This window comes from Paenibacillus sp. NRS-1781, from assembly GCF_050467745.1.
Classification (GTDB): Bacteria; Bacillota; Bacilli; order Paenibacillales; family Paenibacillaceae; genus Paenibacillus; species Paenibacillus terrae_A.
Genome location: NZ_JBITPI010000086.1, coordinates 1 through 16,373 on the forward strand (window position 1 = coordinate 1; position 16,373 = coordinate 16,373).

A 16,373-nucleotide genomic window follows, 5' to 3' on the forward strand; every position below is an offset into this window, starting at 1 on the left:
GGTTAATCAACAGACGTGTTTTATTAACAACATTTGATGTCCAAAACTACATTATTGAAGGTATACGTGCGGGAGCGGTAGGTTATTTGTTAAAGGATACGGAGATGAAAGAACTGCTTGATGGCATCCGATGTGTACACCAAGGTCAGGAGGTATGGCAGCTGTTAGAGTATTCACTGTAAGAATATGGGTTGAATAATGTGGTCTATCGAAAAGGTACTAGGGTAACGATCGTACTATGGATTTTCACAATGGCTGTCCACTTTGCTATTGATGAAATTGCGCATGTTGGTCAGTCCACGCTTTTAATGTATTATGCAATAACTTTGTCCGTACAACAGTGGGTCGCACTGAACCGTGTCAAACGTAAGTTTCCATGGAGTATTCACTGATATCAGGTGAACAGGGTCATCTTCCTGAAGTGGGTTCGCATCGCAACATGATAAACTTGGGCGAATGCTTAAGCGTGAAACTCGGCATAACTGTAAACTGGCAGAAATTCATGATGAATTTCTACAAATACGAGAAGGTTGTCCCAATCGCTACTTTAAGTTTATATACAATTGCTATGTCTCATGAAGAGGCTATGGATGCTTTAAAAACCGTCAATATGTAGGTCTAGGAATCGCATTTTAACAAAAGACCATGACGATAAAACTCCGTGCAGGCATGGATAAACAACAAGCACTGCACGGAGTTATTGTTCTGAGGTGGGTGTCAGCTCACTTTATAAATTAGGTTTTTAGAAAATTCCACACGTTCTCATCCTATCCATTTAAGGTATTAACGTTATCTCAACTTGGTGCAGCAGCCCGTCATCAAATAACGGCAGTATGTTACCAGAAATCAAGCGGCCATCTACATGGATTTCTACATTTCCTTTGGATAGATGGGAAGGGTTAGTAATGGAAATTTGATATTGATTGCCGCGGAATTCGCGGTACACTTCAGCTGAATCCCATTCCGGAGGGAAACAAGGATCTATTCGCAATCCAGCGTAATCCCGCTTAATACCCAGTATGCCTTCGTACAGGCTCATGAGTCCCCAGGCAGAAGTTCCGGTTGTCCAGGATTGATAGGATTTTCCGTAAAACTTAGGATGTATGGAATAACAATTGGTAAAGACATACGGCTCTGCCCCAGATCGAGTGGAAGGGTTTGCTTCACTGTCAGGGATGATTTTCTTCAACGTACGAATCGCTGATTCTCCACGCCCCACCTTACAATCTGCAATTATCTTGAAGCCTGTGGCATGACAGTAAACCCCACCATTCTCAAATAACCCCGGTAGCATACCAGACATTCTCCCAACGTTAGGGGAGTATTCCGGATAAGGAGGCATGTTGATTGGGAAACCAAATTCATGCTCCATACTGTCAATCGACTCCAACACTTTTGGAAGTTTTTCCTCATTCGGAATGTCCGCAAGAATAGCCCATGATTGGGCATTGATATAAATTTTGCTGCCTTCACTGTCTTTGGAACCGATATTTTCTATTTTGCTCAGCGCACGCATATACCAGTTTCCATCCCAGGCTGACTCATTAATCGCCCGACGGAGCAGATCGTACTGTTCTGTTAAGTAACTGGCATAGTCACTATCTCCGACAATTTGCATCAGTTGGCTCAATTCTCGCAGGCCGTAGCAGAACTGCTCTGAGAGCATGACTGACTCTGCTTCAGGGTCAGTTGTAATATTCAGAGCATCATTCCAATCTGCAAACATGATACGTACCAAGCCATTTGTCCCTTTATCCTCAATCAAGCGATTGACAGCTGCCTTCATATGCTCAAGTATCGTTCCAGAGCCACCATCCTGATATTCGATCTCTAGATCAAGGAGCGAATAATCTCCAGTTTCCTTAATCAGCTCAATTACCGCCCATATAATCCAGAAGGGTTGGTCCGAGTAGCGAGTGTCGTCATAGGGGAACCAAGTAAGTACTGCATGGCCTTCCTTGAACTGATGTCTCAAGCATTCGATAATTTCTTCTTTGGCCCGATCCTGTCGATAATTCAGCAGAGCAACAGCTATTTGAAGATTATCCCGAACTCCTTTCTTGCCGACTATGCAAAAATCAATCTGCTTCTTTACCCATTCGTTCATAATGATGTTGAGCTTATCATCAGGTGTATTTACACTCAAGCTTTTATACTTGGATTTATAATGTGCCTGGGTCTCAAGCAATGATTTCTCGAGTCGGTTCTTATCGAAATATTTGTCCGCAGTCTGAACAGCTTCCTTCAGGGTCTCACTGACTCCCATAACAAAATAGAGCTCTTTCTCCTCACCAGGTGCCAAAGATAGTTTATTCTGCAGCACGCCTCCCAAATTGGAAAGTGTAGTTGTGGAATTTGTACAGTCCCGGCCTTTGATAACAACATCAGGCCGCTGGAATAAGGGAGCAGGTATGGAGTCGAGCTTGGTGATGGATCCCAATGGACCCAAAAATTCTCCAAGGTCACCATCGTAGGCATGTACGGTTTCTGAACAGGAGATATAGCCGTTATAACGGGCATGTGGTGCAAAAGGATGCTTGGACTGACAGTAAACACCGTTGAGATCGGAATCAAATATTGTTTCGCAGCTTCTATACATTTCATAATAGCGGGGGTATTTAAAACCTTCGAGTTCAAAGCTCACTGCGGAAAAAAGACTGATATTTTTCACGCGATTTGTGGAGTTTTTGACTTTTACCACCCATACCTCATTATAGCCCTGATGCGGTACAAACAGTTTCCAGGAAGCGTGAATACCATTCTTCTGGGACTGAACAACAGAATAGCCAATACTGTGTTCACAAGTAAAGTCATCTATAGCCTCATTGAGCGGCCCTTCACCGATGTTCCAGTATGTGTTCGTGTCATCATCTCTCAGATAAATATATTTTGCATCCTGGTTATTAATCATACACATATCTGCTTTGGAGTTGATGTAGTAGCTGCGGCCGTGTCCAATTTGAGACACCTGTGTACAATATCCTTGTTCACTCCACAAATAATTGTACCAGTACCGCGGGGGCCGAGGGTCTGTGATAACGCATGAGTTTCCTTGATCTTTGAAATAATGAATTTTGCCTGTTTCCATGATTAATCCCTCCATTATAAATTAATGTCCTTTATGAGATGAGTTCTAGCCGTCACCTGCTGAAAATGCAACGTTCATCTTGATGTACATTTTTTACAGAATAATATTAACTTCATTTGTTAGGAGATGATACCAGTCAATCTTTCGATTTTGTAGGAGAATCTTCTATGCTCTTTCTTCATTTTAGGTGCTGCTTGCTTATTGAAAGAATAACTTGAAGTATAAGGTATACCACAATCACAAACTTTCAAAGAAAAATCACAAGTTTCTCTGGTAGGTCTGGGGAAGGGAATGCTCTATGATATAAGAGGGGGATTCATACCAGTGGATTCTTAATTGAATATTATTTATTATGAAACCGTTATCAATACATGTTGATGAACTGCCTCCTGCAGTTTATTATGTAGCTTAAAGTCACCTGTACAATTACTGTATATTGAAGATTAATCGTAGTCCGATTAAACGGTCTGCTTTTGTTGTTTTCAAGAAGATCCCAGCACTAAACATCTCAAAGGGGGGGCATCATGAAATTGCTGATCGTAGATGATGAAGAGAGAACCAGAGAAATGCTTCGCAAGCATATTGCTTGGGAGGAAATAGGTATTCATGAGGTTGAAACAGCACGTAATGGCATAATTGCCCTGGAACTTTGCCGGAGCTTTCGTCCCGATGTTGTGCTCTGTGATATCCGGATGCCGAAGATGGACGGTATAGAATTTGCACAACGACTACGTGAAAGCGAAGTTTCATGCAAGCTGTTGTTTCTGAGCGGATTCTCAGACAAAGAATATCTGATGTCAGCGATCCGGTTGAACGCTTTGGACTATATCGAGAAACCGATCAATCCAGATCAGGTCCGAAAGGCCGTTCAAGCTGCAGTGGAGTCCAGAAAGCATGATGAGAAGAAACGTATGGAGGAACGCCAACTGCAGGATGCCTATGATGAAGGTCTGCCTTACCTGAGACAAGAGATGATCCGCAAGCTGATCTCGCTTCCCGGTTCTCCCAATGTGACAAAAGCTCTAGAGAGCAGGGAAACTTTTCTTCTGCCTATAGAAGGACCCTTCACCGTCATCGCATCTTCCTTGTACTGGTATCCGACGCAATATCCGGAGAATCCGAAGGTCGTGCAGGAAGAAGTGCTTCAGAAGATAAATATGAGCAGCAGACTGGCTTCACTACAGGGCATTTGCGGTTTTGATTACCATCAGTTTTTGATCTTCATTCTGCCAGGAGCCTTCGGCAGCAGCTACCGGGAACATCGCAACGTGCTGGAAGAACTGTATTCGGAGTTAGCTAAGACCATAGGAGATGATATCCGTTTTCGCATGGGGGTTGGTGAGCCAGTGGTAGAAAGGATGCAGATTCCTGATTCGTACAGATCTGCCTTGGATGCGTGCAATCTGCATTATTACAGCGAAGGTAGCCAATTGATCTTTGCTGGTGCCATTGGCGGTAACCGGGAGCTTGCTACTGATTGGAACGTGGTTCGCAGTCTGCGCGGACTGCTAAAGCAGGGCGAACTGGAGGATGCTCGCAGTCTTATTGTGAATTGGACGGAAGAGGCCAGGGCAGCACGCGATCTGGATATTTCCCGGCTCAAGAATTGCTATTTCCAGTTTTTGTTTGTGATTCTGGATGTAGCGGTACAACTTGGATTCACAGATACGGATGAAGACACGGAGAGACGCTATATTTTGAAGGAGATTGACCGTATTCAAGATCTGGCAAGTATAGAGAAATATATTCTTTCCTTTCTTGAATTGTTTCAGATTTCGCAGGATCCAAGCGGAATAACACCCAAGATGAGGGATATTATTCATTATATTCACAAAAACTATCGAGAAAAGGGGTTCACAATTCTAGACATTGCGAATCATGTGTCGCTGAGTGAGACCTATCTCTGTTCCCTGTTTAAGAAGCAAAGTGGAGGCACGATTAAGGAATATATTTCTTCGCTGCGAGTGGAAAAGGCCAAGGAGCTGCTGCTAGACAAGGAACTGAAACTGTACGAGGTTGCGGATCGGACAGGCTTTACGGACGCCAATTACTTCACTACCTTTTTCAAAAAATATGCGGGCTGTACGCCTTCGGAGTATCGGGAGAAGATGGCCAAATGAGATTAAAACCCCCAAAGCCGTTCGCTGATTTCAGCATCCGCCACAAGCTGTTTGCTTCCTATATGATGGTAATAATTATTCCCTTTGTCGTGCTGCTCTTTCTGCATTTACATCTAACCGCTAATGAAAATGAGAAGCAGGCATTGTATACGGCCCAAAAGATGCTGGAGGAAACGAAATCCTACTTGCAGTACCGTGCAGAAACAGTCAGAGAGGTACTGAACTTTATTGCCTTCAATGATACAGTGCAGACGATGGTAGCAGAAGACCCAAGTAGATATGAAGATGTCAATCTTTGGGGAACCGACGCTAATAGACTGGCCAAGGTACTGGGGAAATTTCGTTACAATTCAGATATTGAAACTGTTCAGCTCTACATGAAGAAGGGTCTTGCTTCAGCTACAGAAAATTTCGACTATTTAAACATGGTCAAGGTAGAGCAGAGCCACTGGTTCAAGGAGTTTATCGCTTCCCATTCTGTTCTCACCTGGCTACCCTCTTCCGCCTTTGGAGAGAAAGAAGAGGGCAACGAGGTATCGGTTCTGCGCCTCATTCCAAATGCTCACAATATACAGGAGAACGATGGTATTGTTCGCGCCCAGATCTCCCAGAGCACAATGCGCTCCGTGCTGGACCATGCCATTGCTACTCCATATACCTCTGTGGTCTTGTTCAATGACCACGGAGATATTCTCAGCACTGCAGGCAGATTTCAACATAACTCCAGAGAGTTTCTAGATATGTTGTCACAGGCTTCAACTGGTAGAGAGCAGGATAACTACTGGGCGGATCATTTGGAGTTCAATGGAAAACGAATTCTGCTCGGACTGCAGGCTATCCCTGACACAGATATGAATATAGCGATGATTGTACCCTACTCCGACATTCAGAAATCCAGCAATAAGATGCGTAACCGGCTGATCCTTATTTTTTCACTTATCATCCCGCTCACCTTCATTCTGTCCTATATCGTTGCCGGTTCCGCAACCAAACGTCTGCGTCAGCTCATTCAGCATGTGAGTAAGGTGAAAAACGGAAATTTTCAAATCTCCCCTCTTCCGGGTAACCAGGATGAAATCGGTGAACTGACCACGAACTTTAATGTGATGGTAGAGAATATATCAAGGTTAATTGAGGAGACGTATACTCTTGGGCGGGAAGTGAAAAACAAGGAACTAAAGGCGTTGCAGGCTCAAATCAACCCGCATTTTCTGTACAACACGCTGGATCTGATCAATATTATGGCTATTGAATCCGGTAATGGGGAAATATCCAAAGTAGTAGGTCAGTTGGCGTTATTCTACCGCTTGAGCTTGTCGAACGGGAGTGAGATTGTCACCCTGGAGAGTGAACTGCGGCATATTGAATCCTATGTGTCAATTCAGAATATGCGTTTCAGCAATGTGATTACATTAATCCTCGAAGTATCGCCAATTCTGCTGAGCTGCGAGGTGCCGAAAATTATGCTGCAACCCCTGATTGAGAACGCGATTCTGCATGGCATTATGGAGAAGGAAGTGGAGACGGGGATAATTCATGTATCTGCTATGGAGGAAAAGGGTGATCTGGTCGTGGATATTAGCGATGACGGTATCGGCATGAAGGAAGAGGTGTTGTCGACTTTACTGACTAAGGCCGTAAGCAAACGGACGGGCGGCTTCGGCATCCGGAATATTCAAGAGCGGTTACAGCTGAATTATGGACTGAAGTATGGATTGTCTTTTACAAGTCGCCCAGGTGAAGGGACCAGTGTCCGGATACGTCTTCCCAAATCAGTAAAAATGTAAGCGTTATCACAAACTTTCAAAGAAGAACGAAACTTTGCCCCGTAGGTATAGGCTTTAAAGCCAATTACAATAAATGAGGAGAAAGAGAAAACATACTGAAGGAGGCTACTTATGGGTACCAAGGTAGAGCAAGTCGCGGATCACAAGCATAAACCGGCCAAAAGTCTGTCGCTGCTGCGGGAGCTTAGGAGGAACTGGGTGCTGTATGCGATGTTTGTGCCGATTGCTATTTATTTCATCATCTTTGCCTATATTCCGATGACGGGTGTCATTATGGCATTTAAGGAGTTTAACTACAGAGATGGTATTTTTATGAGTCCATGGAACGGGATTGAAAACTTTGAATATTTTTTTCAGTCTGGGAAGGCGTGGCTTGTGACGAAGAATACCATCCTGTACAATCTGGTGTTTCTGGGAGCATATACTTTTTTCTCGATACTGGCTGCGGTGCTGATCTCGGAAACGTATAACAAATTTTTCAAAAAAACCGCTCAGACGTTTATGTTCCTACCTTACTTCATTTCCTGGGTTACAGTGTCCGCGTTCGTCTACAATTTTCTGAATTATGAGTTCGGAATTGTAAACGTGTTCCTACGGAATATGGGGCTTGAGGCCATTGATATCTACTCGACCAGCAGCTACTGGTATCTTCTGCTTCCGCTGCTCTATGTGTGGAAGTGGGTCGGGTTTGGCTGTGTCCTTTATCTGGCGGCGATTGTCGGGATCGACCAGGAAATTTATGAAGCGGCGACGATTGACGGTGCTACCCGTTTTCAAAAGATCATGAGAATCACCCTGCCCTTACTCAAGCCGACAGTAGTGGTACTGATTTTGTTGGGGCTGGGAAGAATCATGCGCGGCGAATTCGATATGTTCTACCAATTGATTGGCAACAACGGCGCGCTGATGAATGCCACGGATATCATTGATACACTAGTGTTCCGCTCGCTAGTGGGCACACAGGACTTTGGCATGGCTTCCTCAGTGGGACTTTATCAATCCGTTCTGACGCTGATAATCGTCTTGTTCGCAAACTATTTAGTCCGCCGTTATGACAAGGGCAACGCGCTGTTCTAACTTGATTGCATGAAAGGGGAATTTAACCATGGAGAAAAATAAATTGAACTCAGCGCCTGTCTTTCAGGCTTTCTCGTATATTGTGGTATCGCTGATTGCTATTTTATGTCTGCTTCCTTTTATTTTCCTGATCTCCGGCTCTGTCTCGGATGAAGGGCAGGTTCTGGCGAAGGGCTATTCCTTTCTGCCACGAGGATTCTCGTTGGATGCCTACGCCTTTATTTTTCGAAATCCCGGCGATATTCTCTCTGGCTACCGCGTGTCGGTGATTGTGGCAGCGGTTGGAACGGTACTCTCACTGCTGATTTCCACGATGGCTGCTTATGTCATGTACCGCAAGGAAGTGAAATACCGTAACCAATTGGCATTCTTCCTGTTCTTTACCACATTGTTCAACGGTGGACTTGCCCCGTATTTCATTTGGATTACCAGCTATTTGCATCTGAAGAACACGCTTGCGGTGCTGATTCTGCTCCCCATGTTCAATGTGATGTACGTGCTGATTCTGCGCAGCTTCATACAGGGCTCCGTGCCTGAGCCGCTGGTGGAATCCGCCAAAATTGATGGAGCAGGGGATTTCCGGATCTTCTGGCAGATGGTTTTGCCACTCTGCAAGCCCGCGCTCGCTTCCATCGGTTTGTTCACTATTTTGGCCTATTGGAATGACTGGTGGACCCCGATGATGTTCACCGACAAGGAGCAGTATGTACCGCTGCAGTACTTGCTCTATAAAATGCTGTCCTCGATGAACATGTCTGCGGCAATGGCCCAGCATATGACGTCTCTCGACACACCGAAGGAAACATTCAAACTCGCTATGACAGTGATTGCCACCGGACCCATTGTAATTCTGTTTCCATTTCTCCAGCAGTACTTCGTCAAAGGCATCACTATTGGTGCAGTAAAGGGTTAAACCCTTCTGTGCAGATGTAGAACCGTTTCGTTATAAATCCTGCAAGATGGAGGATTTATATAAAATTTCCATTACCAAAGGGGGAAAAAGAGTGAGAAAACCAAAGGAAAAATCTATGTTCATCTTGACGCTGCTTCTGTCTCTGGCCATGCTATTGTCTGCCTGTGCCGGCAGCAACAACCAAACGGATAACGCAAACGGAAACAAGCCGGATGGAGGCAACACCAGTTCGCCGGCCAATCAGAAAGAGGTTGTGTTGAAGGGATATCTGCTTGGCGAAGCGCCGAAAGGGATGCCGGAGGTGCTTGTGGCACTCAATAAAAAGCTAAAAAAGGACATCAATACCACCATTGAGTTGAATTACATCGGCTGGGGCGACGTGCAGTCAAAATACCCGCTTTTGTTGGCTGCAGGCGAAGATGTGGATTTTATCTTTTCTGCTGAATGGAATTATTATGCTGAACAGGCGAATAAAGGGGCATTTTATGAGCTGAAAGCTGAGGATATTGCCAAAAATATGCCGAAGAAATCGGCTATCCTCGATCCAGCTGCCTGGGATGCCGTCAAGATTGAGGATAAAATCTTTATGATCCCGGGCTCCTCCGCGGATCGTTCGGTTTTTGTAGCTGTGCTCCGCAAGGATATTATGGCGGAAGCGGGCCTGACCGAGGTGAAACGGTTCTCCGAGCTTGGCCCTTATCTGGAAGCCGTGAAGAAAAACCATCCGGATATGATCGGCCTGAACTTGGACTCACAGGTTGACCTGCCGACGCCTTATCAACAACTGATGCGCGATAAAATTGGCTACACGGGCACTCCTTTTGGCGGTGGTCCTCTGGCCCAGGGCGTAGCTTACGATTTCGGAGATCCGACCGGCAAGATCTACAGTATGGTGGATGAGCCTTACCTCAGCGCGCAGAAATATGCTGCAGGTATTATGAAGGATTGGTACGACAAAGGTTATATCAATAAAAATCCGTATTCGAATAAAATCCGCTCCAAGGATAATTTTGTGGAAGGCAAATCTGCGGTAGCATTTGGTAACACCATAGATATTGCTGCCACCATGGAAGCTGCTGAATCGAAAGGGATTGAAACCTATTTGGTCCCATCATTGATGACAAACGGTAAAGCACCTTTTAGCCCCTGGGTTACTCAAGGGATCTCCATCGCGGCTAATTCAAAAAATCCCGATCGTGTCATGCAGGCCTTCGACCTTATCATGGAAGATCCATCTTATGCGTATCTAGCTTATTATGGTATTGAAGGACAAAACTACATCATCACTGGAGATGGTAAAATCGGCCTGCCGGAAGGTGTAACGGCTGCTAACAATACCTATCCGCCGGATGCTGCGGGCTTCTGGTTCCTGAACAAGGATTTGTTCAAGCCAATGAGCACCTGGCCGCAGTCTTATATTGACCACCGGGAGAAGGTGAAGGATTATGTAACTGATGACTTTGTATACAACGGGTTCACTTTCGACTCAGACAAAGTCAAGACACAGATCGCCAATCTGGCTAATGCTTCAACGCAATATGCCAATCCAATCTATATCGGTTCAGTCAAGAATGTCGACAAAGCATTTGAAGAATTAGCTGAAAACTTGAAAAGCGCTGGTCTTGATAAGGTGAAAGGGGAAGTGCAGGCCCAGGCTGAGGCGTTCTTAGCAAAGAAAAAATAAGATACTTCCGATCAAAATAGTTGGACTGACCGTTAAAGCTGTAAAGGATAAAGCACCCAGAAGCTCAGCAGCATATGCTGCTGAGCATTCTATTTATTCCGAGTTGACGTATGGTAGACAACCCAACTCCCACCAATCTGCTGGGCATTATTAAGAGGAGCGTCATCATTAGGTTCCAAAGCTATAATGATTGGATGGGATAAAGAAACTTCTTTCAAGTCTTCAAATTCTAAGTAAATGATAAGTTGGTCCGATGCGCTTACAAGGACCATACGTAATGTAAAGGATTAAACAAATAGTAATGAAAGTGAGATGAAGAGTTATGATAGGCACTTGGCATTTCCTACTGCAAACGCCTGAATCCACGATTAAATTGCAGTTCATCATTGAAAAAATGGAAGCTTATGCATTGTCCGTCATTGCGGAGCCTTTTCCATTTCCTATTGAGATTCACACCGTGACAGTGGACGGGGATATGCTGCAAGCCAAAGGCTCATCCCGTTACGTAGCGGATGAACCGATTGAATTTGATTTGACCTTCGAAGACGATGAATTCCACGGCAGAGTGAAGCTGCCCTATCAGGAAGCCTTCTTCGTGCAAGGTGCCAAAGGGCCTGGCCCTTCCCTTCAGGATATGCTGATTTCCGAGCTTCAACCCTACCGCAAGCATGAGGTGAGGCAGCGAAACGAGGAAGAAATCCGTCAAGCGGTGGAGATACTTCTGGCGAAGATGTCCGTTGCCGATAAGATCGGCCAAATGAGCCAGTGTATGTCGACTAACATTTCTCTCGGATCAGAGGTGGCGTCTGACTCGCCGGAGAAGTTGATTGCAGCAGGCCGGGTAGGCTCGGTCCTCTCGGCTATTACCAGTCGGCGTGTGTTCGAATTGCAAAAAATTGCGGTCGAGCAGTCTCCACACGGGATTCCCTTACTTTTTAACTTTGACGTCATTCACGGGTTTCAAACGGTGTTTCCGGTACCGCTTGCGGGGTCCTGTAGTTGGGATATAGCGGCCATTCGAGAAGCCAGTGCGATCGCGGCGAAAGAAGCTAGTGCCTCCGGCAATACGTATAACCATGGCCCGATGGTCGATATTACGCGAGACCCGCGTTGGGGCCGGGTTGTGGAAGGCGCCGGCGAAGACCCATATTTGGGAAGTCTGATCGCCAAAGCCCAGGTCGAAGGCTTGCAGGGTGACAACTTATTTGATCCAGAGACGCTTATTGCTTGCTTGAAGCATTTCGTCGCTTATGGAGCCGCTGAAGCCGGCCGGGATTACAATACGGTGGACATTTCAGAAGGCACGCTTCGCAATGTGTACTTGCCGCCGTTCCAGGCGGGGATTGAAGCTGGCGCCGGGTCGGTCATGAATGCTTTTAATACTTATCAGGGTGTGCCGGTGGCAGGAAATCGTTACCTCCTTAACGATGTACTGCGGAAGGAACTGGGCTTCGACGGGGTCCTGATTTCTGATTATGGTTCCATAGATGAAATTGTTGCACATGGGAATGCCAAGGACAGTAAGGAAGCGGCTAGAAAGGCTCTGGATGCCACGATGGATATTGAGATGGTAACCCGGTCTTACGATCAGCTGCAGGAATTGATTGAAGAAGGTCTGGTGGCGGAGAAACAACTCAATGAATCCGTGCGGCGCATCCTGACCCTAAAATACAAGATCGGCATTATGGACGACCCGTTCCGTTATGTGCGTCCAGAGAAAGAAAAGGAGTATCATTTCCATACGCAGCATCTGGAAGTCAGCCGGAGTCTGGCACGGAAATCGATTGTGCTGCTGAAGAATAACGGTGTTCTCCCGCTGGCATGCAAGGCACAGAAGATAGCCATTATCGGACCTTTTGGTGACAGTAAAGATCTCCTAGGACCATGGCAGTGGTCCCGGTTCACAAAGGAGACCGTTACGCTCAGAGAAGGTATGGAAGAAAAAGGGGTTTCAGAAACACATCTATTGCTTGAAGAAGGTTGTAAGGTTGAAGAAGCAGTGGATGGGGGAGTAGAGCGGGCGGTTGCCGCAGCGGAGCAAGCGGATATCGTTCTTCTGGCGCTCGGAGAGAGCAGTGAAATGTCCGGAGAAGCGGCTTCCCGCTTGGACATTCATTTACCTAAGGTACAGCAGGAGCTTGCAGAGGCCGTTGTTCGGGTAGGGAAACCGACCATTCTGGTATTAACCAATGGCCGCCCACTGGTACTGGACGGGTTCGCACGCCAGGTTGATGCAATCGTTGAAACCTGGTTCTTGGGATCTGAGGCCGGGCATGCCATCGCCGATGTACTCTTCGGCGATTATAATCCGTCCGGCAAGCTGACGATGAGTTTCCCGGCCCATTCTGGGCAAGTGCCGGTATATTATAATCATTTCCACACCGGAAGACCTGTAACAGAGAGCAATCAAGGACAGAAATTCTTCTCGCGGTATATCGATGGGCCAAATGAGCCGCTGTATCCGTTCGGTTACGGATTAAGCTATACAACGTTTGAGTATTCGGATATCCAGTTGTCCCACACCCAAATGACGGCTTCGGAAACGCTCATTGCCAGCGTCACGGTAACCAATACAGGAAAGGTTTCGGGAGAGGAGACCGTTCAGCTGTACATTCAGGATCTGTATGGCCGTGTGGTTCGTCCAGTAAAAGAACTGAAAGGATTTCAAAAGGTGATTCTGGCTGCAGGCGAAGCACAGGACGTTCATTTCAGCATTACTGAAGCTGATTTGGAGTATTGGAACCTGGAGAAGAAGAACGAAGCAGAGCCGGGGGAGTTCAAGGTATATATCGGATCGAGCTCCTGTGATGTGAAGGAAGCATCTTTCGAGCTTAGCCCAAACTCAAATATAAATTGGCAGGAGGCAGAAAAATGACTTATAAAGATGCAAGCAAATCTATTCCGGAAAGAGTCGAGGATTTACTTGGAAGAATGACCCTCAAGGAAAAGGTAGCCCAGTTATATTGTGCTTCCGTTTCAGATGCCGACGATAGTGTAGCACCGCTGAAAGAAGCGATGAAAGACGGGATCGGGACGTTGAGTTGTCTGAACTCTTCGTTAACCGGGGACAACAAGAAGGATATCGAAAAATTAAAAAGCCTTCAGAAATATCTTTTGGAGGAAACCAGATTAGGGATTCCGGTAATTATTCATAACGAAGGGATCGCTGGAGCGCAGATCCCGGGAGCGACGACTTTTCCGCAGTCGCTGAACCTTGCGTCCACCTGGGAGCCCGAATTAGCGCTAAAAATGGGTGAAGCTATAAAAAAACAACTAATTGCCTATGGATTCAGGGCAGTGCATTCTCCACTGTTTGACCTGGGCAGAGATCCAAGATGGGGAAGAATTGGCGAAACCTATGGTGAAGATCCTTATTTAGTTGCGCAGATGGGCGTAGCATACGTCAAGGGGATACAGGGTGACCATGAAGTAATGGCGGCCGCCAAGCACTTTGTCGGGTATGGCAACGCCGAAGGAGGAAGAAACGGTGGAGAACAGCAAATCGCGGACAGAAAATTATTCGATACCTATTGTTTTCCTTTTGAGGCGGCCATCCATGATGCCCGGTTGCTGGCTGTGATGAACAGCTACGGCATCTTGAATGAGCAGGCCGTGTCCACTTCAAAATGGCTGCTGACAGACGTACTGAGAGACAAAATGGGTTTCGATGGCTTGGTGGTCGCGGATTACGGCAGCATAAACCATGCGTTTTCACGATATCGGGTGGCCAAGGATCTGAAAGAAACTGCAGTTCTGGCCCTTCGTGCTGGTATGGATGTGGAGCAGCCAAATAACAATTGTTATAAGTACTTAGTGGAAGCGGTTGAATCCGGAGAATTGGAAGAGTTCTATATTGACCGTTCTGTCAGACGGGTGCTGGAAACCAAGTTCAAAATGGGTCTATTTGAGAATCCTTTTGAAATCGGTGATTTCTTTGCGGAAATTTCCAAAGTTGAACCTGCGGAATTGTCACAGGAAATTGCAGAGAAATCCATTGTACTGGTTAAAAATGAAGACAACTTTTTACCGCTCCAAAAGAAGCTGAAAATCGCGCTTATCGGCCCTACCGCAGACGAAAGAACGAACTTTTTCGGAGGATATTCCTCTGTGAATTCGGCGAGTACTCAAAGCAGTGACTTCGACAAATCCGAAGAGGATAATTTTTTGAAAATGATTTATGCCGGCGCGATTTCCGAACACAAGGAGACCTATAAAGCTTTAGGACTAGAATTTGATGATAAGCCCACTCCAGAACAAAGAGTGAAAATTATCAATATGATCAAGCAAAGCTTGAGCTCAGGCAGCAACGCCAACAAAGTATATGACACGACAGAAGAATTTGCCCGGAAATACTATCCGGATTGCAAATCGATAAAGGAAGTCATGGAAGAAGAGTTTGGGTTGGATCAGATCCTGTATGCCAAAGGCTGCACTATTTTTGAGGCTATAGATGGGGGAATCGAAGCCGTAAAGGCAGCTGTTCAGGAAGCAGATATTGTGATTGCTGTATTAGGCGGCAAGGAAAGCATGATTGATCCTCAGGCGACCTGCGGAGAAAACAGGGATAATATCAATATCCAGCTTGAGCAACCGCAATTGGAAATGATGGACGAAGTATTTAAGCTGAACAAACCTGTTATCTCAATTATCGTAGATGGTCGGCCTCTGGCCACGCCTTCGATTAGCAAGCACAGTAAGGCGGTCCTATATTCCTGGTTGCCGGCACAGTTCGGTGCGAAAGCCATTGTGAATATCCTTACCGGTCAGAGGAACCCGAGTGGAAAGCTGCCGGTGACCATTGTAAGAGAGGCCGGGCAGATTCCGATGTACAACAGCAGATTGCCGCTCTATGTAGAAATTAATGATTGGGCGGAATATATCGGGCACGATAAGACTACCCCGCTATATCCGTTTGGACACGGTTTGAGTTATACGAAATTTGAATACAGTGAATTGAATTGGAACCGCACCGTTCAGCCCAATGGAGAATTGAATCTGAGTTTCAAGCTGCAGAACACAGGTTCATATGCGGGAGACGAGGTGGTTCAAGTCTATATAAGAGATAGTGTTGGCAGTGTCGCCCGACCCGTTAAGCAGCTTGTTGGATTTGTAAAAGTAACCCTAGATCCTAATGAAACGAAGGATATTACCTTCAAGGTAAATATGAAACAACTGGCATTCCATGACCTGAACATGGAGCAAGTGGTTGAACCAGGGATGATGGAAGTGTTTATCGGGGCTTCCTCCCAGGATATTCGCTTACAAGGATCCTTTGAAATTGCCGGAGAAAAACTTATTGTAGACAGAAAGGCATTTGCCTCGCAAGTAATTATTAATTAATACGTCTGAAGATAATGGAGGCCGGCGATTGCACGAATGCTTTCTATTACGACCGATATCTTATGGATCAAGGCTGAAACAGATATTCAGAGGAGAATTGATACCATAAAGACATGTACCTAACGGACGACAGTAGCAGCAGAAAAGGATCACGAAACAGTTATTATAGGGAGACATACAGGCCTCAATTCCATTATTCACCTGAGAAAAATTGGATGAACGATCCCAACGGCTTGGGACGAACTCCCACCGGCAATTCCGCCTGGAGAGGACGGAGCGATCTTCTCGGGAAGTGCGGTGGTGGATAAGAACAATACAAGCGGATTTTTCAACGAAGAAGGATCAGGTTTGGTTGCCATTTATA

9 protein-coding genes and 2 pseudogenes are annotated in these 16,373 nt (G+C 45.8%); 10 read left to right on the top strand and 1 reads right to left on the bottom strand.

The features are described from left to right. Together ACIFO6_RS23640 and ACIFO6_RS23645 are read left to right on the top strand one after the other, a co-directional pair. Positions 1 to 158, top strand: a pseudogene (locus ACIFO6_RS23640) (DNA-binding response regulator); the annotation flags it as partial. Positions 159 to 376: 218 nt separating this feature from the next. Continuing rightward, on the top strand, positions 377 to 616 hold the full coding sequence (locus tag ACIFO6_RS23645) for a hypothetical protein (RefSeq protein WP_430044451.1): 240 nt from the start codon (positions 377 to 379) through the stop codon (positions 614 to 616). Between the two features lie 159 nt (positions 617 to 775). On the opposite strand, the gene ACIFO6_RS23650 is transcribed toward ACIFO6_RS23645, so the two are convergent. Then, positions 776 to 3,088, bottom strand: coding sequence for a GH36-type glycosyl hydrolase domain-containing protein (locus ACIFO6_RS23650; RefSeq protein ID WP_430044452.1), 2,313 nt, complete (start codon positions 3,086 to 3,088; stop codon positions 776 to 778). 524 nt (positions 3,089 to 3,612) lie between these two features. Here ACIFO6_RS23650 and ACIFO6_RS23655 point away from each other — a divergent pair. From ACIFO6_RS23655 to ACIFO6_RS23690, 8 genes and pseudogenes are all read left to right on the top strand, one after another. After that, positions 3,613 to 5,208: a response regulator gene (locus ACIFO6_RS23655; RefSeq protein ID WP_430044453.1), complete on the top strand. Its 1,596-nt coding sequence runs from the start codon at positions 3,613 to 3,615 to the stop codon at positions 5,206 to 5,208. Then, complete coding sequence (locus ACIFO6_RS23660) at positions 5,205 to 6,995, top strand: sensor histidine kinase (RefSeq protein ID WP_430044455.1); 1,791 nt, start codon at positions 5,205 to 5,207, stop codon at positions 6,993 to 6,995. The genes ACIFO6_RS23655 and ACIFO6_RS23660 overlap by 4 nt, the downstream gene beginning before the upstream one ends. Before the next feature lie 111 nt (positions 6,996 to 7,106). Next, positions 7,107 to 8,072, top strand: a complete 966-nt coding sequence (locus ACIFO6_RS23665; RefSeq protein ID WP_430044457.1) for an ABC transporter permease — start codon at positions 7,107 to 7,109, stop codon at positions 8,070 to 8,072. 28 nt (positions 8,073 to 8,100) lie between these two features. Then, positions 8,101 to 8,985 carry a carbohydrate ABC transporter permease gene (locus ACIFO6_RS23670; RefSeq protein WP_430044459.1) on the top strand — a complete coding sequence of 295 codons (885 nt, stop codon included), beginning with the start codon at positions 8,101 to 8,103 and terminating at the stop codon, positions 8,983 to 8,985. Positions 8,986 to 9,076: 91 nt separating this feature from the next. Then, on the top strand, positions 9,077 to 10,669 hold the full coding sequence (locus ACIFO6_RS23675; protein WP_430044461.1) for a DUF3502 domain-containing protein: 1,593 nt from the start codon (positions 9,077 to 9,079) through the stop codon (positions 10,667 to 10,669). Positions 10,670 to 10,991: 322 nt separating this feature from the next. Then, positions 10,992 to 13,544: a beta-glucosidase BglX gene (bglX, locus tag ACIFO6_RS23680; RefSeq protein WP_430044462.1), complete on the top strand. Its 2,553-nt coding sequence runs from the start codon at positions 10,992 to 10,994 to the stop codon at positions 13,542 to 13,544. Then, positions 13,541 to 16,009 carry a glycoside hydrolase family 3 N-terminal domain-containing protein gene (locus tag ACIFO6_RS23685; protein WP_430044464.1) on the top strand — a complete coding sequence of 823 codons (2,469 nt, stop codon included), beginning with the start codon at positions 13,541 to 13,543 and terminating at the stop codon, positions 16,007 to 16,009. The genes bglX and ACIFO6_RS23685 overlap by 4 nt, the downstream gene beginning before the upstream one ends. 113 nt (positions 16,010 to 16,122) lie before the next feature. Then, positions 16,123 to 16,373: pseudogene (locus ACIFO6_RS23690) on the top strand (glycoside hydrolase family 32 protein); the annotation flags it as partial.

Excerpts from the sequence above, each read along its gene's own strand:
- ACIFO6_RS23645 (WP_430044451.1), top strand. The coding sequence starts at position 377 with ATGGAGTATTCACTGATATCAGGTGAACAGGGTCATCTTCCTGAAGTG.
- ACIFO6_RS23650 (WP_430044452.1), bottom strand. The coding sequence starts at position 3,088 with ATGGAAACAGGCAAAATTCATTATTTCAAAGATCAAGGAAACTCATGC.
- ACIFO6_RS23655 (WP_430044453.1), top strand. The coding sequence starts at position 3,613 with ATGAAATTGCTGATCGTAGATGATGAAGAGAGAACCAGAGAAATGCTT.
- ACIFO6_RS23660 (WP_430044455.1), top strand. The coding sequence starts at position 5,205 with ATGAGATTAAAACCCCCAAAGCCGTTCGCTGATTTCAGCATCCGCCAC.
- ACIFO6_RS23665 (WP_430044457.1), top strand. The coding sequence starts at position 7,107 with ATGGGTACCAAGGTAGAGCAAGTCGCGGATCACAAGCATAAACCGGCC.
- ACIFO6_RS23670 (WP_430044459.1), top strand. The coding sequence starts at position 8,101 with ATGGAGAAAAATAAATTGAACTCAGCGCCTGTCTTTCAGGCTTTCTCG.
- bglX (WP_430044462.1), top strand. The coding sequence starts at position 10,992 with ATGATAGGCACTTGGCATTTCCTACTGCAAACGCCTGAATCCACGATT.
- ACIFO6_RS23685 (WP_430044464.1), top strand. The coding sequence starts at position 13,541 with ATGACTTATAAAGATGCAAGCAAATCTATTCCGGAAAGAGTCGAGGAT.